Source organism: Humibacillus xanthopallidus, assembly GCF_006717145.1.
Classification (GTDB): Bacteria; Actinomycetota; Actinomycetes; order Actinomycetales; family Dermatophilaceae; genus Humibacillus; species Humibacillus xanthopallidus.
In genome coordinates this window covers 404,327-430,135 of the sequence record NZ_VFQF01000002.1, presented here as the reverse complement: position 1 = coordinate 430,135, position 25,809 = coordinate 404,327, and the positions used below count along the sequence as shown (strand labels likewise).

At 73.0% G+C, this 25,809-nt stretch carries 15 protein-coding genes and 1 tRNA gene; 8 read left to right on the top strand and 8 right to left on the bottom strand.

All coding sequences use genetic code 11. The features are described from left to right. The first annotated feature begins 9 nt into the window (after positions 1-9). From FHX52_RS12875 to FHX52_RS12865, 3 genes are read left to right on the top strand one after another with little or no spacing between them, the layout of a single operon-like run. Positions 10-1,281: a nucleotide sugar dehydrogenase gene (locus FHX52_RS12875; protein ID WP_281288006.1), complete on the top strand. Its 1,272-nt coding sequence runs from the start codon at positions 10-12 to the stop codon at positions 1,279-1,281. Positions 1,282-1,335: 54 nt separating this feature from the next. Next, positions 1,336-3,207 (top strand): DUF294 nucleotidyltransferase-like domain-containing protein, encoded by a 1,872-nt coding sequence (locus tag FHX52_RS12870; protein ID WP_141822612.1) that lies wholly within the window; start codon positions 1,336-1,338, stop codon positions 3,205-3,207. After that, complete coding sequence (locus FHX52_RS12865) at positions 3,204-3,899, top strand: exonuclease domain-containing protein (RefSeq protein ID WP_141822610.1); 696 nt, start codon at positions 3,204-3,206, stop codon at positions 3,897-3,899. Before FHX52_RS12870 ends, FHX52_RS12865 begins: the two co-directional genes overlap by 4 nt. Positions 3,900-3,985: 86 nt before the next feature. On the opposite strand, the gene FHX52_RS12860 is transcribed toward FHX52_RS12865, so the two are convergent. After that, a complete protein-coding gene (locus FHX52_RS12860) occupies positions 3,986-4,927 on the bottom strand; it encodes a helix-turn-helix transcriptional regulator (protein WP_141822608.1) in 942 nt (313 codons plus the stop codon). A gap of 142 nt (positions 4,928-5,069) precedes the next feature. On the opposite strand from FHX52_RS12860, the gene FHX52_RS12855 reads away from it, so the two are divergent. Together FHX52_RS12855 and FHX52_RS12850 are read left to right on the top strand one after the other, a co-directional pair. Further along, complete coding sequence (locus FHX52_RS12855) at positions 5,070-6,119, top strand: zinc-binding dehydrogenase (protein WP_141822606.1); 1,050 nt, start codon at positions 5,070-5,072, stop codon at positions 6,117-6,119. A 44-nt stretch (positions 6,120-6,163) separates the two neighbouring features. Beyond that, positions 6,164-7,177 (top strand): aldo/keto reductase, encoded by a 1,014-nt coding sequence (locus FHX52_RS12850; RefSeq protein WP_141822604.1) that lies wholly within the window; start codon positions 6,164-6,166, stop codon positions 7,175-7,177. 28 nt (positions 7,178-7,205) lie between these two features. On the opposite strand, the gene FHX52_RS12845 is transcribed toward FHX52_RS12850, so the two are convergent. The 4 genes from FHX52_RS12845 to FHX52_RS12830 form a co-directional block, all read right to left on the bottom strand. Then, positions 7,206-12,200, bottom strand: a complete 4,995-nt coding sequence (locus FHX52_RS12845) for an ATP-dependent helicase (RefSeq protein WP_141822602.1) — start codon at positions 12,198-12,200, stop codon at positions 7,206-7,208. Positions 12,201-12,351: 151 nt separating this feature from the next. Continuing rightward, on the bottom strand, positions 12,352-14,217 hold the full coding sequence (locus tag FHX52_RS12840; protein ID WP_141822600.1) for a selenocysteine-specific translation elongation factor: 1,866 nt from the start codon (positions 14,215-14,217) through the stop codon (positions 12,352-12,354). Between the two features lie 3 nt (positions 14,218-14,220). Next, positions 14,221-15,546, bottom strand: coding sequence for an L-seryl-tRNA(Sec) selenium transferase (gene selA / locus FHX52_RS12835; RefSeq protein ID WP_141823677.1), 1,326 nt, complete (start codon positions 15,544-15,546; stop codon positions 14,221-14,223). Positions 15,547-15,602: 56 nt separating this feature from the next. After that, positions 15,603-15,698 (bottom strand) — tRNA-Sec (locus FHX52_RS12830). Between the two features lie 108 nt (positions 15,699-15,806). On the opposite strand from FHX52_RS12830, the gene selD reads away from it, so the two are divergent. Next, positions 15,807-16,811, top strand: a complete 1,005-nt coding sequence (selD, locus tag FHX52_RS12825; protein WP_141822598.1) for a selenide, water dikinase SelD — start codon at positions 15,807-15,809, stop codon at positions 16,809-16,811. 14 nt (positions 16,812-16,825) lie between these two features. On the opposite strand, the gene nrfD is transcribed toward selD, so the two are convergent. Genes nrfD through fdh form a run of 3 tightly spaced genes read right to left on the bottom strand, consistent with a single transcriptional unit; the run spans position 16,826 to position 22,338 of the window. Then, the gene (gene nrfD / locus FHX52_RS12820; protein WP_141822596.1) at positions 16,826-17,932 is read right to left on the bottom strand and encodes an NrfD/PsrC family molybdoenzyme membrane anchor subunit; all 1,107 of its coding nucleotides are present in this window, start codon (positions 17,930-17,932) and stop codon (positions 16,826-16,828) included. Next, the gene (locus FHX52_RS12815) at positions 17,929-19,008 is read right to left on the bottom strand and encodes a 4Fe-4S dicluster domain-containing protein (protein WP_141822594.1); all 1,080 of its coding nucleotides are present in this window, start codon (positions 19,006-19,008) and stop codon (positions 17,929-17,931) included. Before FHX52_RS12815 ends, nrfD begins: the two co-directional genes overlap by 4 nt. Positions 19,009-19,011: 3 nt before the next feature. Continuing rightward, a complete protein-coding gene (gene fdh, locus FHX52_RS12810) occupies positions 19,012-22,338 on the bottom strand; it encodes a formate dehydrogenase (protein WP_246069955.1) in 3,327 nt (1,108 codons plus the stop codon). 269 nt (positions 22,339-22,607) lie between these two features. Here fdh and FHX52_RS12800 point away from each other — a divergent pair, with 269 nt between their 5' ends. Both FHX52_RS12800 and FHX52_RS24565 read left to right on the top strand, forming a co-directional pair. Next, the gene (locus tag FHX52_RS12800; RefSeq protein ID WP_141822590.1) at positions 22,608-22,844 is read left to right on the top strand and encodes a hypothetical protein; all 237 of its coding nucleotides are present in this window, start codon (positions 22,608-22,610) and stop codon (positions 22,842-22,844) included. Between the two features lie 85 nt (positions 22,845-22,929). Beyond that, positions 22,930-25,797: an AAA family ATPase gene (locus FHX52_RS24565; RefSeq protein WP_141822588.1), complete on the top strand. Its 2,868-nt coding sequence runs from the start codon at positions 22,930-22,932 to the stop codon at positions 25,795-25,797. Positions 25,798-25,809: the final 12 nt, after the last annotated feature.

Sequence of the window (25,809 nt, the reverse complement as noted above, 5' to 3'; positions counted from 1 at the left end):
GGCGCGCGCGTGGTCCGACATCGACACGACCTTGCGGTCATCGGTCTGGGCTACGTCGGTATGCCGCTCGCGCAGGCCGCGGTCAACGCCGGCTTGGCGGTGGTGGGCCTCGATGCGAACGCCTCGGTCGTCGCGTCGTTGACGGCCGGCCGCTCGCACGTCGACGACCTTTCAGACGAGGACGTCGCCACGATGCTGGCCGCCGGCTTCGTGCCGACGACCGATCCCGCGGCCCTCGCTGAGGCCGCCGTCACCGTCATCTGCGTGCCCACCCCGCTCGGCGACGAGGGTGGGCCAGACCTCACCGCAGTCCGGTCGGCGGCATCGACGATCGCACGGCACCTGCGCCCCGGCTCGCTCGTCGTCCTCGAGTCGACGACCTACCCCGGCACGACCGACGAGATCGTCCGGCCCCTGCTCGAGGCGAGCGGCCTCGTCGCCGGCACCGACTTCCACCTCGCCTTCTCGCCGGAGCGCGTGGACCCCGGCAACGCGGCATACGGCATCGGCAACACCCCGAAGGTCGTCGGCGGGCTCACGCCGGCGTGCACGCAGGCCGCCTGCGACTTCTACGCCCGCTTCGTCGATACCGTCGTGCCGACGAAGGGCACCCGCGAGGCGGAGACGGCCAAGCTGCTGGAGAACACCTACCGCCACATCAACATCGCCCTCGTCAACGAGATGGCCCGCTTCTGCCACGAGCTCGGCATCGACCTCTGGGACGCCATCGCCGCCGCACGCACGAAACCCTTTGGCTTCCAAGCCTTCTATCCCGGCCCCGGCGTCGGCGGGCACTGCATCCCGATCGACCCGAACTACCTCTCGCACAACGTGCGCACCCGCCTCGGCTACCCGTTCCGCTTCGTCGAGCTCGCGCAGGAGATCAACGCGTCGATGCCCGCCTACGTCGTGAGGCGGGCGCAGGACGCCCTCAACGAGGACGGCAAGGCCCTGCGTGGTGCACGGGTGCTGCTGCTCGGCGTCACCTACAAGCCCGACATCGCCGACCAGCGCGAGTCTCCGGCGGTGCACGTGGGCCGGCGCCTCATCGACCTCGGAGCCCTCGTCGAGTTCCACGACCCGCTCATCGAGAAGTGGGACGCGCTGGGCCTGCCGGCGCGCAGCGTCGCCGACCTCGACGCCGCCGTGGAGCACGCCGACCTCACGATCCTGCTCCAGCACCACCGCGGCTACGACGTCGACGGCCTCGCCCGCATCTCGCGCCGCTTCCTCGACACCCGGGGTGCGGCGACACCGGCGCCGGGTGTCGAGCGTCTCTAGGTCCGGTCGACCAGTCGCCGGCGCGACCGGTGCCGGCGGTGCGACGATAACGGCGTGGCCGACGCCGAGATCCCCGAAGTCACGGACTTCCTCGCCGAGCAGGCGCCCTTCGCCGCCGTGCCGCGCAGCGACCTCGAGCGGCTCGCGCGCCGAATGACCGTCCGCTACGCCCGTCGCGGCACCCTTCTCATGTCGGTGGGGCGCGGCAACGACGAGGTCTTCGTCGTGCGCAGCGGCGCGGTGCAGATCACCGACGACAGCGGCACGCTCGTCGACCGCGGAGGGGAGGGCACCGCCTTCGGCACGACGGCGCTGGGCGGCCAACCGTCCCGCTTCGAGGTCGAGGCCATCGAGGACACCCTCCTGCTCGTGCTGCCCTCGGCCGCCTTCCACGAGCTGGCGGCGGCGCACCCCGTCGTGGGCGACTTCTTCTCGCAGCAGCGGGCCACCCGGCTGCGCCACGCGCTGCAGTCCATGCCGCACGCCCAGCGCCGCACCGCCGTGCTGCAGACCCGGCTGCGCGACCTGGTGCGGCGCGAGCCGATCACGACGACCGGTGACGCGACGGTCCGCGAGGCGGCGCAGCTGATGGCCCGCGAGCAGGTGTCGTCGCTGCTCGTCGTGGACGGCGACCGCCTCACCGGCATCGTCACCGACCGCGACCTGCGCACCCGCGTGCTCGCGGCGGGCCTCGACTCCTCCACCCCGGTCAGCGCGATGATGACCGCCGACCCGGTCACTGCCGGGCCCGACGACATCGCGATGGAGCTCATCCTCGAGATGACCTCGCGCAACATCCACCACATGCCCGTCGTCGGCGGTGCCGGAGGGCACGCTCCCCTCGGCATGCTGACGAGCACCGACCTCATGCGGCTCGAGCGGGCGAACCCGATCCACCTCGTCGGCGACATCGCGAAGGCCGACGACCTCGAGGCCCTCGTCGCGCTCAGCCAGCGACTCCCCCGCATCATCGACCAGCTCGTCCACGAGGACGCGACCGCCGACGGCATCGGCCGCATCGTCACCGCCGTCGGCGACGCCGTCGAGCAACGTCTCATCCACCTCGCCGAGCGTGAGCTGGGGCCGAGCCCGACGGCATACGCCTGGGTGGTGCTCGGGTCGCAGGCCCGCCTCGAGCAGGGGCCGGGCAGCGACCAGGACAACGCGCTCGTCATCAGCGATGACGCGACCCCCGCAGACGCGCCGTGGTTCGAGGCGCTCGCCCGCTTCGTCGTCGACGGGCTCGTCGCCTGCGGCTACCCGCGGTGCCCCGGCGACGTCATGGCGACCAACCCACAGTGGCGCCGGCCGCTGCGGGAGTGGAAGCGCACCTTCGCGCAGTGGATCGACGAGCCGGTGCCCGACGCGATCCTGCGGTCGGCGATCTTCTTCGACCTGCGCGCCGTGCACGGCGACGAGGGTCTCGTCGAGGAGCTGCAGGCGCAGATCCGCCGGTCCGCACCCACCGGCACCCGCTTCCTCGCGCACCTGGCGAGAAACGCCGCAGCCAACGAGCCCCCGCTCGGCTTCTTCCGCGGCTTCGTCCTCGAGCGCGAGGGCGCGCACAAGGACACCCTCGACCTCAAGCGCGGCGGCTTCCACGCCGTCGTCGAGGTGGCCCGGGTGCACGCACTGTCACGGGGGCTTCCGCAGGTGAGCACCTCCTCGCGCATGGCGGCCGCCGTGGGCGCGGGTGGGCTCTCGGAGGAGACAGCGGCGGATCTGCACGATGCCTTCGAGTTCATCCGCTACGTGCGACTTCTCCATCAGGCCAAGCAGATTCGCGCTGCTATGCCGCCGGACAACTTCGTCGCCCCGAGCGAGCTGAGCAGCTTCGAGAAGCGGCACCTGCGTGACGCTTTCCACGTCGTGCGGTCGGCTCAGCAGACGCTCCTGCACAGCCATCCGCTCGGGCACGTGACGTGATCCTCTCGCGGTTCAGGGTCGACCGGCGGCGGGCACGGCAAGCGCGGTGGGCCGAGCAGGCGCCCCCGGGACCGGTGCGCGACTACCTCGCGAGCGCCCCGCCCGGCCCGCGCACTGACGTCTCCGACCTACCGCTGCTCGCGCTCGACCTCGAGACCACCGGCCTCGACCCGCGCGCCGACCACATCCTGTCGGTGGGCTTCGTTCCGGTCGACGGGCTTCAGATCAACCTCGCGGGCGCCGAGCAGCTGATCTGCCGCGCCGACGTCGAGGTCGGGCAGAGCGCGACGATCCACGGGATCACCGACGACGCGCTCGCGGGCGGCATCGCCCTGCGCGACCTCCTCGAACGTGTGGCCGCGGCCCTCACCGGCCGGGTGCTGCTCGCGCACCACGCCGTGATCGAGACCGGCTTCCTCTCGGCGGCGTGCGAGCGCGAGCTCGGGGTGCCGCTGCCGATCACCGCCGTCGACACGATGGAGCTGCAGAGCCGCGTCCTGCGCAGCCACGCGGGCGAGGACCTCCCGCCCGGTGCGCTGCGCCTGGGCACGGCGCGCGCCAACCTGGGCCTCCCCCGGTATGCCGCCCACGAGGCCCTCACCGACGCGCTCGCCTGCGCCGAGCTCTACCTCGTCCAGGTCGACCGCCTGAGCGGCGGCCGGCCGATGACGCTCAAGGCGCTCCAGCGGTAGTGCGCCATCGCCACGCTCGGGCGTTGCGCGGCGCCCGGCGGATGATCGCGTGGAACCACGAGCGGGAGCGGAACTGTGCCGTCAGGTCAGCCGTCGCCCCCGGGACGACGCACCGGCGGTAGGTCGCCGGAGTCCTCCCGTGCAGTCGACCCGTCCCGGGCCGTCCAGCTCGCGAGGAGGTTGAGCGCAGCGTCGGACGGCGAGTCGGGTGGTGCCGTGTAGACGTTGACCCGCTGGCCCGGGTCGCCGGGCAGCTCGAACGCCTCGTAGTCGAGCTCGAGGTCACCGACGAGCGGGTGGTGCAGGCGCTTGCGCCCGGTGCGGTGGTAGCGGACGTCGTGCGCCGCCCAGCGGCGCCGGAAGTCCTCGCTCCGGGTGGACAGCTCACCGACGAGGTCGGAGAGGGCCTTGTCGTAGGGGTCGCGACCGGCCTCGGCGCGCAGGAAGGCGACGCAGTCGTCGGCGGTCCGGTCGTGGTCGATGAAGAACTCGGAGGCGTGGGGATCGAGGAAGATGAACCGGGCGCTGTTGGGCGGCTCGCCCGGCGTGTGGGCCGCGGCGAAGGCGTAGAGCGGGCTGTAGAGGGCCCGGCCCAGGTCGTTGGCGGCGAGGACGTCGAAGCGACCGTTGCGCATGAAGGCCGGCAGGAGCATCTGGTCGAGGACCCTCTGCAGGGCGGGCCGGACCTGCCTGCGCGTCGGGGCACGGCGCGGCCCGCGGCCGGCCGGGGCGCTCGCCGCACGCACGAGTCGGTAGAGGTGGTCGCGTTCGGCCTCGTCGAGCTGGAGCGCGTGGACGAGCCCGTCGAGGACGCCCTCGGAGACGTTGCCGACGCTGCCGCGCTCGAGACGCGTGTAGTACTCGACGCTGATCCCGGCGAGCAGCGCGACCTCCTCGCGGCGCAGGCCGGCGACGCGCCGGTTGGCTCCGTAGAGGGGGAGCCCGGACTGCTCGGGGGTGATCTTGGCGCGTCGGGTGGTGAGGAACTCCTTGAGGTCGTTCGTCGTCGGCTGGTCCCTGGCTGCCATGGCGTCAACGGTACGTCTCCGGCCCGCCCGTGGGAGTCCCTGCCAGTACCCCTCATGACAGGGCCTGTCGCATCCACGCGTCGAGGGGTTGGCTGGGTGCTGGACGACCACGCACTGACTCGAGCAGAGAGCGAGCACCACCATGAAGGCAGCGATCTTCCGCGGCACGGGCACCATCGAGGTCGGCGAGCGCCCTGACCCTCAGATCCAGGAGGCATCGGACGCTGTCGTCCGCGTCGTGCGCGGCTGTGTCTGCGGCTCGGACCTCTGGTACTACCGCGGCATCAACCAGCACAAGGTCGGCAGCATCGGCCACGAGTACATCGGTGTCGTAGAGTCGGTCGGTGCCGACGTGGTGGACCTCGCAGTCGGCGACTTCGTCATCGCCCCGTTCACCTACAACGACGGCACGTGCCCCGCCTGTCGCGCGGGCTTCCAGTCCAACTGCGCCCACGGGGGCGCCTTCGGCAACGGCGTCACCGACGGCGGTCAGGGCGAGAAGGTCCGTGCCCCCTTCGCCGACGCCACTCTCGTCAAGGTCCCGAACCCGCCCGAGGGTGGCTTCACCGATGCACAGCTCGCGTCGTTCACCGCCCTCTCGGACGTCGCGTGCACCGGCTACCACGCCGCGGTCAGCGCGGGCGTCAAGCCCGGTGACACCGTCGCCGTCGTCGGCGACGGGGCTGTCGGCCTGTCCGCGGTGCTCGCCGCACGCAAGCTTGGTGCCGCGCGGGTCATCGCGCTCAGCCGCAACCCCGCTCGGCAGGCGGTTGCCAAGGAGTTCGGCGCCACCGACATCGTCCAGGGGCGCGGCGCCGAAGCGGTCGAGGCCGTCCTTCGCCTGACGGACGGCGCCGGCGTCGACGCGGCGCTCGAGTGCGTGGGCACCGACCAGTCCATCGAGACCTGCGCCGGCATCACGCGCGCCGGAGGCATGATCGGCGCCGTCGGCGTCCCCCTCTACGAGAAGTTCGAGTACCAGACGCTCTTCTGGAAGAACATCGGCATCAAGGGCGGTGTCGCACCGGCCCGCCAGTACATCCCCGAGCTGCTCGACGACGTGCTCGCCGGACGGATCAACCCGGGTCTCGTCTTCGACTTCACCACGGACCTCGACCACGTCGCCGACGCCTACGCCGCGATGGACGAGCGGCGGGCCATCAAGTCGCTGCTCACCATCGGGCAGCCCTGACCACCAACGACATTCATCTGACATCACCACCAAGGAGAACGACGATGCAGACACGCACTCTCGGCAGCCACGGCTCCCGATCCGGCACGCCGGCCGGACTTGAGGTCTCGGCCCTCGGCCTCGGCTGCATGGGCATGAGCCAGTCCTTCGGTGCCCGACCCCCGCGGGAGGAGATGGTCACCTTCCTGCGCGCCGCGGTCGAGCGAGGGGTGACCCTCTTCGACACCGCTGAGGTCTACGGCCCGTTCCACAACGAGGACCTCGTCGGCGAGGCGCTGGAGCCGGTCCGCGACGACGTCGTCATCGCCACGAAGTTCGGGTTCGCCTTCGACGAGTCCGGCACGCAGACCGGCGTCTCCAGCCGGCCCGAGCACATCCGGGCCGCGGTCGAGGGGTCACTAGGCCGGTTGCGCACCGACCGGATCGACCTGCTTTACCAGCACCGCGTCGACCCGGACGTCCCGATCGAGGAGGTCGCCGGCGCCGTCAAGGAGCTCATCGCGGCCGGCAAGGTCCACCACTTCGGCATGTCCGAGGCCGGCGCCGCGACCATCCGCCGCGCCCACGCCGTGCAGCCGGTCACCGCGCTGCAGAGCGAGTACTCGCTCTTCTGGCGCGAGCCCGAGGAGGCGATCCTGCCTACCCTCGAGGAGCTCGGCATCGGCTTCGTGCCGTTCAGCCCGCTCGGGCGCGGCTTCCTCACCGGACAGGTCACCGCGGCCACCACGTTCGGCGACGGCGACATCCGAGCGACCCTCCCCCGCTTCGAGAAGGAGGCCCTCCAGGCCAACCTCGCCCTCGTCGACCTCATCACGACTGTCGCCGAGCGCAAGCAGGCCACCGTCGGGCAGGTCGCGCTCGCCTGGCTGCTCGCGCAGAAGCCGTGGATCACCCCGATCCCCGGGACCCGGCGGCTCGAACGCCTCGACGAGAACCTCGCCGCCGCAGACCTTCAGCTCACCGCCGACGACCTGGCCGAGCTCGAGCGGGCGTCGGCCAGTGTCCAGGTGCAGGGCGAGCGCTACCCCGAGGCGCTCCAGCGGATGATCGACCGCTGAGACCCGGCGCGACCCGGCCGGTCGTCGCTCAGCGACGGAGCCGCAGCCCACGCGGTGTCATGTGGAAGCCCGCGTGGGAGAGCGCCTCGACGAGCGGGTGACCGGAGCCCAGCACGGAGGCGCCGTCGGCCTTCTCGACCGTGAGGCGGCCGAGTGCGCCCTCACGGACGGCGAGCGCCAGTGCGTCGGCTGCCGCCTGCAGCCGCTCCGTGTCGTCGGACCAGCAGAGCATCGTCTTGCCGCCACGCTCGACGTAGAGCACGAGGTCGCCGTCGACGAGCACGACGAGCGCCCCAGCCTTGCGGCTCGGCTGGTGGCCCTTGCGGCGGGGGCGACCGCCCTCACCCGCCGTGCCGCCCGGACCGCGCTCGGCCGTCGCGCGCCGGCCACCGGCCTCCGCGCCGGGCGCGTCGCTGCGTTCGTCGGTGCTCTCTCCGGGCTCGGTGAGCCCGCGCTCGGGCCAGGAGATGCTCGCGCCGTAGGGGTTGGCCGGGTCGCTCGCGGCGAGCACGAGGGCCGGCGGCCCGGTGCGCTCCCGCCGCGCGTCGGCGCTCCTGCCGTGCCGAGCTGGTATGCCGCCGCGCTGGCCGGGTGCCGGCGTCGCCCAGTCGTCGCCCAGGCTCGGGTCGACCCTGCCGCCGGACTGCTCGGACTGCTGGGACGCGGTCGCGCCGGGCAGCCGTGACATCGACCGCAGCCGGTCGACGGCACCCGTCGAGGCGAACTGCGACGCACCGAGGCCCTCGACGAAGTAGCCGCGGCGCACCTTTCCGGCCTCCTCTGCCGCGGCGAGCACGCGGTAGACCGCCGCGAAGCCTCCGGGGACATCCTCGGTGACGACCGAGCCACGGGTCAGCACCCCGTAGCGGTCGAGGAGCAGCTCGGCGTTGGTGACCGCGCGCACCGTCGGGTCGGACTCGGCGGGAGGCAGCGCGGTCCAGCGGCCGACCCCGGTGGACGGCCCCGACCCGGCTGCCCGACCCACCGCGAGAGCCTTGGTCGTCGCGGCGTCCTCGGCAGCCTCGACCTGCGCCGGGCTCGCGCCTGCGACGGCACCGCGCAGGGAGCCGAAGCGGCCGAGCGAGCCGCGCCGGCCGGCATACCGCGTCGACCGGGGGCCCGAGGGGGCGCGCTTGTGGGCCGTGCGCCCGCCGGCGAGCAGCGCGCGAAGGGGGGCGACTGTGTCGTTGGTGACGCGGCCGGACCACAGCAGCGACCACAGCGCGTCGTTGGTCTCCGTGTCACCGAGGCCGACACGGCTGGCGAGCGCGCGGAAGAAGTAGGCGCCGCCACCCTCGAGAGCGTCGAGGACGGCCCGCTCGGCATCGGTGAGCTCGGTGTCGTCGGGTGGTGTCAGCGTGAGATGGGCGGCGTCGGCGAGGTGCAGGCTGACCCAGCCGTCGTCGCCCGGCAGGGAGCCGTGGCCTCGCCAGACGACCTCACCGGCACTCATCACCTCGTCGAGCAGAGCAGGGCGGTAGTCGGCGACCCGGGCCGGGAGGACGAGCGTCTCGAGCGCGCTGGCCGGCACGACCGCCCCGGTGAGCTGCTCGACGGCTCGCAGCAGCCCCTCGCGCCCGCGCAGGCCACCGCCGACTCCCTGCCACTGCGGCAGGAAGCGGGCGAGGTCGAGCTGGCCGACGGGCTCGACCTCGTGGCGCAGGGCGGCGAGCGACCGTCGGCGCAGCAGCCGCAGCACCTCGGCGTCGCAGAACTCCGGGCCATGACCGCCGCCGTTCTCGGTCGGCAGCAGCTCGCCCTCGACGACGCGGCCCGAGCCGACGAGCCGGCGCAGCGCGTCGTGGACCACCGCCGGACCGAGGCCCCACCAGACCGCGACGGTCTGCACAGCGAAGGGCCCGTGGGTGCGGGCGAACCGGGCGACGAGGTCGGCGAGCGGGTCGGGCACCGGCTCGAGGAACGCCTGCGGCACGCCGACGGGCAGGGAGGTGCCGAGCGCGTCGCGCAGTCGTGCGGCGTCCTCGATGGCGGCCCAGCGGTCGTCACCGGCGACGCGGACCGCGATGACGCGGCGGGCCTGCTCGAGCTCGGAGACGGCCGCCTGGATCGCAGCCGGGTCGAAGCCCTCGGCAGCGCGGGCGACGATGTCGCCCATCGAGAGCGGCCCGAGCACGCGGAGCAGGTCGGCGACGTCCTCGCCGTCGCGGGCACCACGCTCGGGCGTCAGCCGCTGGAGCTCCGCCTCGGTGCGGGCCACCGCCTCGGGGTCGAGCAGGTCGCGCAGCGCGAGCGCCTCACCCTGACCGAGCAGCTCGGACAGCAGCGACGGGTCGAGGGCGAGCGCGGCCGCCCGCCGCTCGGCGAGCGGCGAGTCGCCCTCGTAGAGGTACTGGGCGACGTAGCCGAAGACGAGCGACTTCGCGAAGGGGCTCGGTTGGCTCGACTCGACGTCGACGACCTTGACGCCACGCGAGCGGATGTCGGTCATCAGGTCAACGAGACCCGGCACGTCGAAGACGTCCTGGACGCACTCGCGCACGGCCTCGAGGACGATGGGGAAGGTGGGGTACTGGCTCGCCACCTCGAGCAGCTGCGCCGCCCGCTGCCGCTGCTGCCACAACGGCTGGCGGCGGTCGGGGCGGCGCCGCGGCAGCAGCAGGGCACGCGCGGCGCACTCGCGGAATCGCGCTGCGAACAGGGCGGATCCGCCGATCTCCTGCGTGACGAGCTCGCTGACCTCCTCGGGCTCGAGGGTCACGAGCTCGATGAGCTGCTGGCCGATCTGACCCCCGCCCGCCGGGTCGTCGAACTCGAGGTCGGGCAGGCGGAAGACGATGCCGTCGTCGCCGTGCATCGCCTGCACGTCGACCCCGAAGCGCTCGCGCATGCGCGCCGCGACGCACAGCGCCCACGGCGCGTGGACCTGCCCACCGAAGGGCGAGAGCACCGCGACCCGCCAGTCGCCGATCTCGTCGCGGAAGCGCTCGACGACGATCGTGCGGTCGTCGGGGACGTGGCGCGTCGCCTCCTTCTGCTCGGTGAGGTAGGCGATGAGGTTGTCGGCCGCCCACTCGTCGAGGCCGGCAGCGGTGACCCGCGCGCGGGCCCGCTCCGGCGTCAGCCCGACGATCTCGCGGACGAAGGCACCGAGCGCGCGGCCGAGCTCGGCAGGCCGGCCCTGCTGGTCGCCCTTCCAGAACGGCAGCTTGCCGGCCTGGCCGGGCGCGGGTGTGACGAGGACGCGGTCGTGGGTGATGTCCTCGATGCGCCACGTCGACGTGCCGAGGGTGAAGACGTCACCGACGCGCGACTCGTAGACCATCTCCTCGTCGAGCTCGCCGACCCGGCGACCGGGCCCCTCACCGGAGGCGAGGAAGACGGCATACAGCCCGCGGTCGGGGATCGTGCCGCCGCTCGTGACAGCGAGGCGCTGGGCTCCGCGGCGGCCGGTGAGCGTGTCGGTGACGCGGTCCCAGACGATGCGGGGGCGCAGCTCGGCGAACTCGTCGGAGGGGTAGCGCCCGGCGAGCATGTCGAGGGTCGCCTCGAGCACCGAGCGCGGGAGCGAGGCGAAGCTCGCGGTGCGGTGCACGAGGGACTCGACGTCGGCGACGCTCCACTCGTCCATCGCGCACATCGCGACGACGTGCTGGGCGAGCACGTCGACGGGGTTGGCCGGGATGCGCAGCGACTCGATCGCCCCGGCCCGCATGCGCTCGACGACGACGGCGGTCTGGACGAGGTCGCCGCGGAACTTCGGGAAGAGCACGCCCTCGCTGACCGCGCCCACCTGGTGCCCCGCGCGACCCACCCGCTGCAGGCCGCTCGCGACGCTCGGCGGGCTCTCGACCTGGATGACGAGGTCGACGGCCCCCATGTCGATGCCGAGCTCGAGGCTGCTCGTCGCGACGACCGCGGGCAGGCGCCCGGCCTTGAGGTCCTCCTCGATGGCGGCGCGGTGCTCCTTGCTCACCGACCCGTGGTGGGCCCGGGCGAGGATCGGCGGGGCGCCGCGGCTCGTGCCCGCCTGGGCCATGACCTGAGCCGGGGCCCGGGTGGCGCCGACGCTGGCCAGCGGCAGCCCTTCGTCCTCGGCCAGCCGCTCCTCCCAGATCTCGTTGAGCCTAGACGTCAGACGCTCGGCGAGGCGCCTCGAGTTGGCGAAGACGAGGGTCGAGCGGTGGTCGGCGATGAGGTCGACGATGCGCTCCTCGACGTGCGGCCAGATGCTCGCCTGCGGGGCGTTGCCCGCCGCCGGCCCCGAGAGGTCGGGGACCCCCGGCGAGATCTCGGCGGCAGCCCCCGACAGCTCGCCCATGTCGGGCACCGGCACGACGACCTCGAGCTGCCACTCCTTGGTCGACACCGGCTGGACGATCTCGACCGGCCGGCCGCCGGCGAGGTAGCGGGCGACCTCCTCGACCGGACGCACCGTCGCCGACAGGCCGACGCGCTGGGCAGGCTTCGGCAGGATGGCGTCGAGCCGCTCGAGGGTCAGCGCGAGGTGAGCCCCACGCTTGGTGCCCGCGACGGCGTGGACCTCGTCGATGATGACCGTCTCGACCCCCTTGAGCGCCTCGCGAACCGATGAGGTGAGCATGAGGAAGAGCGACTCGGGGGTCGTGATGAGGATGTCGGTCGGCGTGCGGGCGAAGGCGCGGCGCTCGCCCGCGGGGGTGTCGCCCGACCTCACGCTCACCCCGATGTCGGGCTGCGGGAGCTCGAGCCGCGTCGCGGCGTGACCGATGCCGACGAGCGGTGCGCGCAGGTTGCGCTCGACGTCGACGGCGAGCGCCTTCATCGGCGAGACGTAGAGCACCCGGCAGCGCGCGAGCTTCTCGTCGGGCACCGGCTCGCTCGCCATACGGTCGATGGCCCAGAGGAAGGCCGACAGCGTCTTGCCCGACCCGGTCGGCGCGACGACGACGCAGTGGTGGCCCGAGCTGATCGCGTCCCATGCACCCGCCTGCGCCGCGGTGGGCGCGCTGAAGCTGCCCCGGAACCACGCGGCCGTCGCCGGGGAGAATCGGTCGAGCACGTCGGCCCGCTTGTCCTTCGCCATCGAGGTCAGCCTGCCATCCCCCACCGACACCCGCTGGGGGCGCCGTCGCCCGGCGGGCGCCGCGCGGGTCGATCGGCACCGCGCCGGACGGCATACCGCGGGCGTATGCCGTCCGGCGGGCTCAGCAGGACGAGCTCAGGGTGGAGCGGGCTCAGGACGAGGCAGGCCGGGCGCGGACGACCTCGCGGTGCGAGCCGTCGAGGCGGCGGGTCCAGCCCCGGCCGTCGAGGTGCTCGAGGAGCGGGATCACGACGCGACGGGTCGAGCCCAGCGCCTGGCGGGCGTCACTCGTCGTGAAGGGCTGGGGCAGCCGGGCGAGCTCGCGCATCGCGAGCGCCGGCGCCGACGGGAGGAGCACGACGTCACCCGGCAGCCGGAGGATGCGGCCGGTGCCCTCGGCGGCGGCGAGCTCGCGGGCCCCGAGCCCGGCCGCGTCGAGGTCGTGCTGCTCGGGCGCCGCGAAGGGGTGCTGGCGCAACTCGGCCTCGATCGCCCGGAGCGCGTTCTCGGCGCGGTCACCGAGGGCCGCCGAACGACCCGGCAGGCCGACCCGCCCGTCACGGACCTCGAGCCCGGCACCTTCGGCGAGCGCGGTCACGAGCGCCCGGTCGGGCACCCCGGCAGCCGCGCGGGCGGCCTCGAGCGGGAGGACGGGGTCGATGGGCGTGGACTCGGCGCGCCGCTCCGCGGCCGTGCGCAGCCGCTCGGCAGCCACCACCCAGGCGTCGTCGTCGACGAGCCAGGCCCCGCGGCGCGTGACGGTGCCGGCGGGACGAGGGCCGGAGGGCACGGCGATCCCGAGCGAGGCCGCGTCGTCGTGACGCATCCACCCCCGCCGTGCCACCTCGCGCGCGAGGTCGGGCGCCCCGGCGAGGCTCACGACCTCATCGGCCCGACGGGCTGCGGCACCACGGCGGTCGAGCCGGGGTGGGTCGGCGTCGACGACGAGCGCACCGACGACGCGACGCGACCCGGGGTCGCGCAGGACGATCCGGTCGCCCGCAGCCAGGGGCAGCGGCTCGGGAAGGCCCAGGCGCAGCGCTCCGGGGCCGAGCGGGCGCACCCGCGCCTCCACGGCGACCGTGCCGGCGTGGACCATGAGGTGGGCCGGCAGCCGCTGACGCGCCTGCGCGTCCCCGTGTGACGTCTCGGCGGACGGGTGGGTCGAGCTGGTCGGGTCGGTCGAGTCGGTCGTGAGCCGCACGTCGACCGTCCTCGTCAGGTGCCAGGCGCCGGGAGTGAGCAGGGCATCGCCACGGGCGACGTCGTCCACCCCCACCCCGCGGAGGTTGACGGCAACCCGGGCCACGGCGGAGACGGCGTCGCGGGGCTGCTCGAGGCTCTGGAGGCCACGCACCGTCGCCCGGAGCCTCGCTCCCGAGTGGCGGTGGACGACGACGTCGTCGCCGACCCGGATCGTCCCCTGGCCCAGGGTGCCCGTGACGACGGTCCCGCTGCCGCGGATCGAGAAGGAGCGGTCGACCCACAGACGGGTGCGCCCGCCGGTGTCCGGGGCGGGGAGGGTGGCAACGAGGTCGCCGAGTGCAGCCCGCAGGTCGTCCATGCCCTGGCCCATGCGCGCGGAGACGGCGAGCGCCGGGCTCCCCGACAGGCTCGTCCTCGCGAGCTGCTCCCCCGCCTGCGCCAGGGCGGGCCCCGGGTCGGCGAGGTCGCTGCGCGTGACGACGAGCAGACCGTGCGAGATGCCGAGCGCGTCGACCGCGGCGAGGTGCTCCGCCGACTGCCGCCGCCACCCCTCGTCGGCAGCGACGACGAGGACGACAGCCGGGGCGGGGCCGAGCCCCGCAAGCATGTTGCCGATGAAGCGCTCGTGGCCGGGCACGTCGACGAACGCGACCTCGACGCCCGTGGCGAGGGTCGTCCACGCGTAGCCGAGGTCGATCGTCATGCCGCGGCGGTGCTCCTCGGCCCACCGGTCGGGCTCGATGCCGGTCAGGGCGCGCACGAGCGTCGACTTGCCGTGGTCGACGTGCCCGGCGGTCGCGACGACGTGCACGGGTCAGCCCTCGCGGGTGGACTTGCCGCGAGCGAGCTCGTCGAGCTCGTCGAGCGCTGAGAGCACGGCCGCCTCGACGTCGCCGTCGCGGTCAGGCGGCACGCAGCGGAGGTCGACGAGGCACCGGCCACGCTCCACCCGCGCCACGACGCCGGGCTCGCCGCGCCGCAGCCGCTCGGCGCACGCCTCGGGCAGCGCCACGGCCCAGCCGGGCAACGGCACCCCCGGCGCTCCGCCCCCACCGACGCGCCCCTCGACGGCCACGACGTCTCCTGACGCCACCGCCGCGAGTCGCTCGGTGCGCGCCCGCAGGCCCTCGCCGTCGGCGTGGAGGTATGCCGTCACCGGGCTCACGGGGCCACGCAACGTCGCCTCGAGGGCGGCGAGCGTCAGCTTGTCGACGCGCAGCGCCCGGGCGAGGGGGTGCCGGCGCAGCCGCTCGACCGTGGCGGCCTCACCGAGGACGAGGCCGGCCTGGGGGCCGCCGAGCAGCTTGTCACCGCTCGCCGTCACCACGGTCGCGCCGTCGTGGAGCACCGTCGTGGCATCCGGCTCGTCGGGGATCAGCGGGTCCGGGCCCAGCAGCCCGCTGCCGATGTCGACGACGAGCGGCACCCCGAGCGTCGCGAGCTCCTGCACGGAGGCCGCGCTCGTGAAGCCCTCGACGCGGAAGTTGCTCGGGTGGACCTTGAGGACGCAGCCGGTGTCCGGGCCGACGACGGCGGCGTAGTCGGCGAGGCGGGTCCGGTTCGTCGTGCCGACCTCGCGCAGCCGGGCGCCCGTCGAGGCGATGAGGTCGGGCAGCCGGAATCCATCGCCGATCTCGACCATCTCGCCGCGGCTGACGACGACCTCGCGGCCGGCGGCCAGGGCCGTCGTCGCGAGGACGAGCGCGGCCGCTCCGTTGTTGACCACGAGGGCGTCACCGGCGCCGGGGACGGCGGCGCGCAGCGCGTCGAGGGTGCCGCGCCCGCGTCGGGCGCGCGCTCCGGTCGCGGTGTCGAACTCGACGTCGACGTAGCCCGCCGCCGCCCCGATGGCCTCGATCGCGGCGTCGGAGAGGGGGGCCCGGCCGATGTTCGTGTGCACGACGACGCCCGTGGCGTTGAGGAGCGGACGCAGGGTCGTGCTGCGTGCCGGCAGTGCCGCCTGAGCTGCCGCGACGACCTCGCCGGGCGCGATCTCGCCGGCGCGAACTCTCGCCTGGGCCGACCGCACCGCGGACCTGACCGCTCCCGCGCCGTGTCGATCTGCCGCGGCCACGAGGGCGGGGTGGGCCAGCAGCACGTCGGTGCGCGGGACGCTGCGCCGTGGATCCGCCTGCGACACGACCGTTGTCCTCTCCACGCCTTCGACCGCCACCACCCGCTGCGAGCGGGCCGTGCTGGCGGAGGTGGACGGGAATCGAACCCGCCAGGCCGAGATGCTCGGCCTCACCGGTTTTGAAGACCGGGGGGACCACCAGGTGCCCAGACACCTCCACGCGCCACCGTACCCAGTCCGGCGGCCCGGGCGCGCACGGGTCGGGACTGCGGTCTCGACCGACCGGGCGGCGCTCTGGGAGCGAGCGGTCCGCATACAGTCGACGGGTGACGACCTCACCCGCGACGACCCGGCTCACCCAGTACGCCCACGGCGGGGGCTGTGCCTGCAAGATCCCCCCAGGGGAGCTGGAGGACATGGTGCGCGGCCTCGTGGGGATCGGGTCGGCCGACCTGCTCGTCGGTCTCGACGACGGCGACGACGCGGCCGCGGTCCGCATCGAGGGCGGGCCGCACGGCGACATCGCGGTGCTCGCGACTGCCGACTTCTTCACGCCCGTCGTCGACGACGCCTACGACTGGGGCCGCATCGCGGCAGCCAACGCCCTCTCCGACATCTATGCGATGGGCGGGCGCCCGATCCTCGCCGTCAACCTGCTCGGCTGGCCCCGCGACGTGCTCCCGCCGGAGCTCGCGCAGGAGGTGCTGCGGGGCGGCCTCGACGTCGCTCGCCTCGCCGGGTGCCCGGTCGCCGGCGGCCACAGCATCGACGACCCGGAGCCGAAGTACGGCATGGCCGTCACCGGGCTGGCCGACCCGAATCGCTTGCTGCGCAACGATGCTGCACAAGCCGGCCTCCCGATAAGCCTGACCAAGCCGCTCGGGGTCGGCGTCCTCAACAACCGTCACAAAGCGACCGGCGAGGTCTTCTCTCACGCCGTGGAGTCGATGGTCGCCCTCAACGACACGGCGAGCTCCGCGGCCCTCGCGGCGGGCGTGAGGGCCGCGACGGACGTCACCGGCTTCGGGCTGCTCGGGCACCTCTACAAGATGGCTCGGGCGTCGGGGGTGTCGGCCGTCATCGACGCCCGCGCCGTGCCCTACCTCGAGGGGGCTCGGGAGTCGCTGCGGGAGGGCTTCGTGCCCGGCGGCAGCAGGCGCAACCTCGACTGGGTGCGACCCCACCTCGAGGCGGCCGTGTCCGACGAGGACCTCATCCTGCTCGCCGATGCCCAGACGAGCGGTGGACTGCTCGTCGCCGGCGAGATGCCCGGGGGCACCGTCATCGGCGTGTTCACCGCGCGCACCGGGGCCGCCATCAACGTGCGGTGACCTGCGACGGCGCGCTATCGCGCCGTCGTGATGGAGTCGTCGACGACACCCGCGGCGCGGCGGCGTTCCAGCCGCTCCCGCTGGGGTTCGACGGTGTACTTCGGGTCGATCGCCGATGCCAGGCCCGCTTCGAAGACGCCGAATCGCAGACAGGCCGAACCTGCCATGAGGGCAAGGCCGCTCACCGCGGCCGCCACCCGACTGCGCCCCAGCGCGACGGAGCCGACGGCGCCCGCGATCGTCAGGGCCTTGCTCGCCCGAACCAGCCGCCCGGCCTTGCCCGTGCGCAGCGGCTCCGACAGCGTCGGGCCGAGCTTGTCCTGCATCCGCTCGAACGCGAGGGTCTCGGCCACCGCACTGACGGCGGCGAGCCGCCGCGCCGGCCCGTTCTGCGCCGTCGGCACCGCGACCAGAGCGAGCCCGGCGGCCGCGAGGTTGGCGGAGCTGACGAAGACGAAGGGCAGCTCACGGTAGGACTCGTGCCAGGTCGGGGTGGCCGTGTCGGCGAGCAGCACTGCGGTGTATGCCGCGAGGGGCGGTGCGAAGAGTGCCGAACCCACCGTCGCGGGCCCGTCCACGAGCTCGAGCACACGGGCCACGCGAGCGACGGCGGAGCCACCCCCGACCCCACCCTGGCTCCGGGCGGCGATGGCCTGCGTCACCTCGGAGGCGAGGGCCAGGCCCGAGAACCCGCTGAAGGCAGTGAGGATCCACGAGCCGACCGACATCGGCGAGGTGAGCTTGACGGTGCGCATCATGTTGAGGGCCCGGCTCGGCTTGCCGAGGTCCTTGGCGAGCGCGGCACCACCGAGCGCCGCAGCCCCCATGGCCCCCACTCGCCCGACGCGCTGCAGCGCCGGGTAGCCGAGGGCGCGACCCCCTGCCGCGAGCAGTGCCGACCCGCCGGCCACACCGCCGAGGAAGAGGTATGCCGCGATCTCCTTCTCCCACGGCGCGGGCTTGACGATGTGGCGGCCGTAGTAGCTGTCGAACGACACATCGGGCACCATGAGCGACTCGTCGCGGCGGCGGGCGCCGTTCTGGCCGTTGCGCTTTCGCTCGCCGTTGCCGCGGCGCGCGCGCTCCGGGGGGCGGTCTGCGTCGAAGGGGTTGACCGTCATCGACGCCTCCCGACGAACGCTGCCGCGGCCAGACCGAGCATCGTCAGCCCCGCGTAGCCGGCCTTGCGGAACATGTCGGGCAGGTCGGCGGTCGTGACCCGCGGGTCCGGCGGCAGCCCGTAGACCTCGGGCTCGTCGAGCAGCAGGAACGTGGAGCCGGTGCCGCCGACACCGTCGTGCTCGTCGACGCCGTAGAGCCGAGCCTCGGGGTAGCCGAGCTCGTGCAGCTCGGCGACCCGGGCGCGGGCCGTGGCGCGCATCTCGTCGAGGTCGCCGAACTTGATCGAGGTCGTCGGACAGGCCTGCGCACAGGCGGGAGTCTGGCCGGCTCCGAGCCGGTCGTAGCAGAGCGTGCACTTCTGGGCGATGCCGACGTTCTTCACCTCGCCGTTGGTCTCGGCGTGGGACGGGGGGTTCTGGTGCGAACCCCTGCTCGTGTCGCCCGACCCCCCGGACCCCTTGATGCTGATGCCGTGCGACCGGGCGCCCTTCTCGTGACCCTCGTGACCGCTCCGGCGCTCGATGACGCCGAACGGGCAGGCCGCGACGCAGTAGCCGCAGCCGTTGCAGACGTCGTCCTGCACGACGACGGTGCCGAACTCGGTGCGGAAGAGCGACCCGGTCGGGCACACGTCGAGACAGGCCGCGTGCGTGCAGTGCTTGCACACGTCGGATGCCATGAGCCAGCGCAGGTCGGGCACCGCCGGGTCGGTGGTCGTGACGCCACCACCCATGAGAGGGGGCTCGGGCGCAGTGCGCACGGACGGCATACCGAGCTGGACGAGCCGGCGACCCGACTCGCGGGCCTGCTCGATGCGCTCGCTCGACTGCTCGACGAAGGCCACGTGGCGCCACGTGCTCGCCCCGAGCGCACCGGTGTTGTCGTAGGACTGGTTGAGCAGGTCGAGCCCGTCCTCGGGCACGTGGTTCCACTCCTTGCACGCCACCTCGCAGGCCTTGCAGCCGATGCAGATGGAGGTGTCGGTGAAGAAGCCCTTGCGCGGCTCGCGCCGGTCCCACGCGGCATCGGCCGCGGGATCGGTCGGCCCTGAGAGCTGGTTGCGCCAGAAGCCCATCGGTCAGCCTCCTCTCGTGTCGGGGGTTGACTCAGGGTGGCCGGTGCGCAGCTCGTTGCCCGTCATGACGGTGCTGCCCGCGCGTGACTGGTACTCGGCGACGAGCCGCAGGAGCGCCTCACCCGTGGGGCGCCGACCGGGCACGATGTCGCAAGAGCCGGCCTTGCTCTCCTGGATCTGCACGTTGGGGTCGAGCGCGACCCCGAGCAGGTCGTTGGCCGCGTCGCCGCTGACGACCGCGTTGCCGCCGACACCCCAGTGGTAGGGCAGGCCGACCTGGTGGATCGTGCGGCCCCGGATGACGAGCGGTGTCATCCGCTCGGTCACCATGACCCGGGCCTCGATCGCGGCGCGGCCCGAGACGATCGTCGCCCAACCGCCGTTCTCGAGGCCCCGCTCCGCGGCGAGCTCGGGTGAGACCTCGCAGAAGAACTCCGGCTGCAGCTCCGACAGGTAGGGCAGCCAGCGGCTCATGCCGCCGGCCGTGTGGTGCTCGGTGAGGCGGTAGGTCGTGAAGACGAACGGGTAGACGTCGGCGCCCGGCTCGTCACCGGACGGGCTCCACAGGTTGTCCTTGCGGGGGAAGACCTTGCGGGCCGGGTTCGACTGCTGGGCATAGAGCGGGTTGCGGACGGGTGACTCCTGCGGCTCGTAGTGCGTCGGGAGCGGCCCGTCGAGCATGCCCTTGGGCGCGAAGAGCCAGCCCTTGCCGTCGGCCTGCATGACGAAGGGGTCATCGCCCGCGAGCCCCGCAGCGCCGCCCGTGCCGGGCTCCGGACGGTAGCTCGGCGCCTTGTCGGGCACGAAGTCGGGCACGTCGTGCCCCGTCCACCTGCCCTGCTCCTCGTCCCACCAGATGTACTTCTTGCGCTCGCTCCACGGCTTGCCCTCGGGGTCGGCCGAGGCGCGGTTGTAGAGGATGCGACGGTTGGCCGGCCACGCCCAGCCCCACTCGAGCGCCGTGAGGTCCTGCTCCTGGCCGGGCTTGCGGTCGGCGGCGTGGTTGACGCCGTCGGCGTAGACGCCGGTGTAGATCCAGCAGCCGCCGTCGGTGGAGCCGTCGGCCTTCATCTCCGTGTAGGCCGAAAGAGGCTGTCCCGCCTTGTCGCCCGTCAGGTGACGGCCGTTGATCTCGGCGAGCACCGCCTCGGCGTCGGGGTCGCCGTTCTCGTCGGCGGGGTAGTCCCACGTGAGGTCGAGCAGGGGACGGTCGCGCTCGTCGGTCGAGTCGGCGAGCAGCTCGCGCACCCGGCGGCCCAGCTCGAAGAAGAACTGCAGCTCGCTCTGGCAGTCACCGGGTGGCTGCACCGCCTGGTGGTGCCACTGGAGCATCCGCTGGGTCTGGGTGAACGACCCGCTCTTCTCCGTGTGCGCTGCGGCGGGCAGGAAGAAGACCTCGGTCTCGATGCCCTCGGTCGTGAGCTCGCCCGAGGCGATCTCGGGGCCGTCCTTCCAGAAGGTGGCCGACTCGATCATGTTGAAGTCACGCACGACGAGCCACTTGAGCTTCGCCATGGCCTGACGCTGCATGCGGCCGTGGGCCGACCCGACGGCAGGGTTCTGTCCGAGGAGGAAGTAGCCCTCGACCTCGCCGTCGAGCATCGCCATCGTCGTCTGGTAGGTGCCGTGGGCCCCGGAGAGACGCGGGAGGTAGTCGAAGCGCCAGTCGTTCTCAGCCGTCGCGGCCTTGCCCCACCACGCCTTGAGGAGGCTGACGGCATACGTGTCGGCGTTGGCCCAGAAGCCCTTCTGCTCCTTGTTGCCGATCGCGCCGACGTAGTCCTCCCACGTGTCGTGGAGGCCGGCCACGGGCATCGCGAGGTAGCCCGGGAGGATGTTGTAGAGCGTGGGGATGTCGGTCGAGCCCTGGATGCTCGCGTGCCCGCGCAGCGCCATGATGCCGCCGCCCGGGCGCCCCATGTTGCCGAGGAGCAGCTGCACGATCGCGGCCGTGCGGATGAACTGCGCACCGAGGGTGTGCTGGGTCCAGCCCACCGCGTAGACGAAGGCCGTCGTGCGCTCGCGGCCGCTGTTCTCCGTGACCGCCTTGGCGAGGTAGTTGAAGTCGTCGACGTTGATGCCGCACGTGTCGGCCACCATCTCGGGCGTGTAGCGGGCGTAGTGCCGCTTGAGGATCTGGAAGACGGTGTTGGGGTCCTGCAGCGTCTCGTCGCGCAGGACGCGGGCATGCTCGAGCGCCGGGCCGCCGGAGCCGTGCTGGTCACCGGCTGACCGCTCCGACTGGCTCTGGCCGTGCTCGTGCCCGGCCGCGGGCCCACCGATGGTGCCGGGCGACTCGTCGCCCTCGCCGTCGCTGCTCGCGTAGGCCCAGGTGTCGGGCGCGTAGCTGCCCAACTCGTCGTCGTAGCCGGAGAAGAGCCCGTCGAGGTCCTCGGTGTCCTGGAAGTCCTCGTTCACCAGGGTCGCGGCGTTCGTGTACGCGACGACGTACTCCTTGAAGTACAGCTCGTTGTCGAGAATGAACTTGATGAGGGCGCCGAGCAGCACGACGTCGCTGCCGGCGCGGATCGGGATGTGCTTGTCGGCGGTCGCCGACGTCCGCGTGAAGCGCGGGTCGATGTGGATGACCTTGGCGCCCTTGAGACGTGCCTCCGTCACCCACTGGTAGGCGACCGGATGACACTCGGCCATGTTCGATCCCTGGATGACGATGCAGTCGGCGTTGGACAGGTCCTGCACGTACTGCGTGGCGCCGCCGCGCCCGAACGAGGACCCCAGACTGGGGACCGTGGAGGAGTGTCAAATACGTGCTTGGTTCTCGATCTGGATGGCGCCTGCTGCGGTGAAGAGCTTCTTGATGAGGTAGTTCTCCTCATTGTCGAGCGTCGCCCCGCCGAGGGACGCGATGCCCATCGTGCGGCGCAGCGGACGCCCGTGCTCGTCGTGGTCCTGCCACGTGCGCCGACGCGACTCGACGAAGCGCTGCGCGATCATCTCGACGGCGGTGGACAGCTCGATCGGCTCCCAGTCGGCGCCGCCGGGACGGCGGTAGAGCGCCTTGCGCTGGCGGCCGGGGTTGTTGACGAGCTGCTCGCTCGCAGATCCCTTGGGGCACAGGCGCCCTCGCGAGACCGGCGAGTCCGGGTCACCCTCGATCTGGACGACGCGCCCGTCCTTGACGAAGACACGCTGCCCACAACCGACGGCGCAGTAGGGGCAGACGCTCTGGACGACCTTGTCGGCGGTCGACGTGCGCGGCTCGAGGCCACGCGTGCGGGCCGACGTCACCGAGGGCCCGCGACCGAGGAAGTCACCGGAGCGGAGCTGCCGGACGACGGGCCACGACAGGAGCGTCTTCTTCGGATCCACCGGTGCACCTTCCTGCGCTGGACGGGTTGTGAAAGCCAATCAACCAGTTATGTCTGGGAACCGCCACAGAACGCTTACCCACCGTGTCGCCCTGTGGCACCGCCGGGCGGCCGAGGACGGCGCCCGGTTCCTGCGGGCTCGTCACCACCGTCGCAGGAGGGCGGCCCCAGCGCGAGGTGTGGGAGTTCTCCCGATGTGCAGGGGTGCTCCTGCGCGGAACCGTGGAAGAGGCGGCAACGAGGCCGCCACACCACTCAGGGAGAACCCTCATGAACGCTCGCCAGACCGCAGTCGGACTGCTCGCCGCAGTGGCACTCGCCGCCTCCGCCGGCACTGCCCAGGCTGGGCCGATCCGCGACGGCGTGCCGAAGAACGGCACCGTCAGCGACGTCCGCACCGACTCGCTGCTCCACCACCTGCGCCTGCAGTACGCAGACACCCATCAGCGCTCCGTTCACAACGAGCTCGTCCTCATCCTCAACGTGCCGGCTTCTGCCGTCCTCTGAACGCCGCGCCCTCGTCAGACCTACGCTGGACAAAGCGTGGTGGGGGCCGCGCGGACCGGCGGGGGGGACTGGCGGGGAGTGGCTCATGACGCGAGCGTTCGACCTGGAGGAACCCGTCGGTCGGGACGAGGAGCTCGCCCTGGCCGACGAGCTCCTGCGCGCGACCCTCGCTGACACGACGTCGGGACAGCCGCACGCGCGCGCCCTCCTGATCAGCGGCGACGCCGGCATGGGCAAGACCACCCTCGTGCACGCCCTGGACTCGCGCGCTTCGGCACTCGGTCTCGGGTTCACCGTCGGCCACTGTCTCGACCTGGCAACCGGTGTGGCCCTCGGCCCGGTCGTCCAGGCACTCCGCAGCCATGTGCACCGCAACGTCTCCGACCCGGCCACACTGCCGAGCTCGGCAGCCTGGCTGGCGAGCACCGCGCCCTCCGCAGCTGCCGGCTCCCTGGCGAGGCTGCTCGACGCCGCCGAGTCGCTCGCCGAGGTCGCCCCCTTCGTGCTCGTGCTCGAGGACCTGCACTGGGCCGACGAGTCCGTGCGCAGCTGGGCGCTCGCCGTCCTCCGGACGTGCCGCGCCCCGCTCCTGCTCGGCCTCACCTACCGCACCGAGGAGCTGGGCCGCCACCACCCGCTCCGCCCCGTCCTCGTCGAGCTGGGCAGGAGCCCCGGGTCGGTGCACCTCGAGCTCCCCGCCCTCGAGGCGAAGCCGATCGCCGAGCTCGGACGCCGCCGCACGGGCCGGGAGCTGGACCTCGGGACGATCGCGTCGCTGGTGGAGCGCTCCGAGGGCAACCCCCTCTTCGTCGAGGAGCTGCTCGACGCGCACGGCGACGGCGTGCCAGGGCCCCTGCGTGACCTGCTCCTGCGGCACGTCGACCGGCTCACCGCCCCATCGGCTCGCCTTGCCCGGCTCGCCTCGGTCGGCGGCTCCGTCGTCGACGTCGACGTGCTGCAGGACGCCTCGGGCGTGACCGGCGAGCAGTTCTCCGCGGCCCTGCAGGAGATCCTCGACGGCAACGTCATCGTGCGCCGGGGCGACCGCTTCTCCTTCCGACATGCCTTGCTGCGCGAAGCGATCCACGACGAGCTGCTTCCCCGGGAGCGGGCCGAGATGCACGCGGCGCTGGCCCGCGCGCTCCGCGCCCGCGTCGAGGCGGGGTCGACCGCTGAGCGATGGCAGTACGGCGCCGCTCTGGCGCTCCATGCGTATGCCGCCCACGACGTTCCGCTGGCCTTCGACGCCTCAGTGTGGGCTGGCCTCGCCGGCAAGCAGTACGGTGCGGGCGCAGCCGCCGACCACTTCGAGCGCGCACTCGAGCTGTGGGACAAGGTGCCCGATGCCGCCGAACGCTCCGACCTCGCGAGGACGGACCTGCCGCGGCTGGCTGCGAAGGTGCTCACCAACGAGGGTGATCGGGCGCGGGTGCATGCCCTGCTGCGTCAGGCGGTCGACCTGCTCCCTGTCGACGGCGACCCCCTCGCGGCCAGCCGGGTCTACACCGCGATCGGCAACGAGTGGATCCAGGTGCGGGGGGTGCTCGACCAGGGCGAGGCGCTCGACCGAGCCATCGACCTGGCGGGGCCCACCCCCACGCGTGAGCTCGCCGAGGCGCTCGTCGCGGCCGCCTTCCACGAGAGCCGGATGCTTCGGTTCGGCGTGTCACTGACCCTCGCCCACCGCGCCCTCGACGTCGCGACGGCGCTGGGAGCCGTCGATCTCGTTCCCAAGGCCCGGTGGGAGGAGGCCGGCGCCCTGTGGGACCTGGGCCGGTGCGACGAATCCCTCGAGGTCCACCGCGCCGCGGTGCACGAGGCCGAGCAGTCCGACCAGCCTGGACTGACCCTCGAGATGGCCGGGGAGCTGGCGGGCTCGCTGCTCCGAAAGGGGCAGACCGAGGAGGGTCTCGGGCTGGCGAGGCGGACGCGCGCCGCGGCACAGAGGGCCGGCCTGCCCCGGCTCGTGGCCTTCGCGGCGGAGCAGGAGGCCGAATGGCTCATCCAGGACGGGGAGTTCGCTGCCGCCGAAGCGCTCTACGACGACGAGTGCCTTCCCGCGCGGCAGACCTATCGAGACTGCTGGTTCCGCGTGCGGCTTCTCGTCGCTCGCGGCGAGGGTGCCGCGGCCGCAGCACTCGAGGAGGAGACGATCGCGGAGCACGAGCTCGTGCCCGGCATCGACAACACGCCACGCCTCATCGAGGCCCACGAGCAGCGGGGCGACGTCGGGCGCGTGCTCTCGACGACGGAGGCGATGCTTCTCGAGGTTGCGGCCACCGACTCGCCGCTCGTCCTCGCGCAGGCAGCGTGTCACGGCCTCCGCGCCCGGGTACTCGCCGTAGCAGGCGGTGTGGCACCGTCAGCCGAGCTGGTGCGGCTCTCCGCCGATGCACTGGCCTTTGCCCAGAGCCACTCCTCAGCGGACTGGGTCGAGAGCTGGTTCGGCGTGCATCTGGCCGTCGCCACGGCCCTCGAAGCGCAGCTGCTCGGCGATCCGGCCATCGCCGAGTGTCGGCGGGCAGCCGCTCTCGGTGCGCGGCACGGGCGCTACACGGCGCTGCGCCCCCGGCTGGAGCTGGCACGGGCCCTCCTCGCCCACGCCGCGCGGGAGGAAGGCAGGGAGCTGCTCGTCGCCACGTGGCACGAGGCACACACCATGGGCGCGCACTGGGTCGAGGAGCAGGCCACGCGAACCGCGCGCAGGTTCCGGGTCGGCCTGCCTCTCGATGGAGGAGGGCCGGGTCCGCTCAACCGGCTCACGCCACGCGAGCGCGAAGTGCTCGAGCTCATCGCGACCGGGGCGACGGACCGCGCCATCGCGACGACGCTCTTCATCACGGAGAAGACCGCGAGCGCCCATGTCGGACGAGTTCTGGCCAAGCTCGGTGTGTCCAACCGGGGCCAGGCCGCAGCCGTCGCCCGCTCTGCCCAGCAGCGCACCGACCACTGACGCGCGAACCCG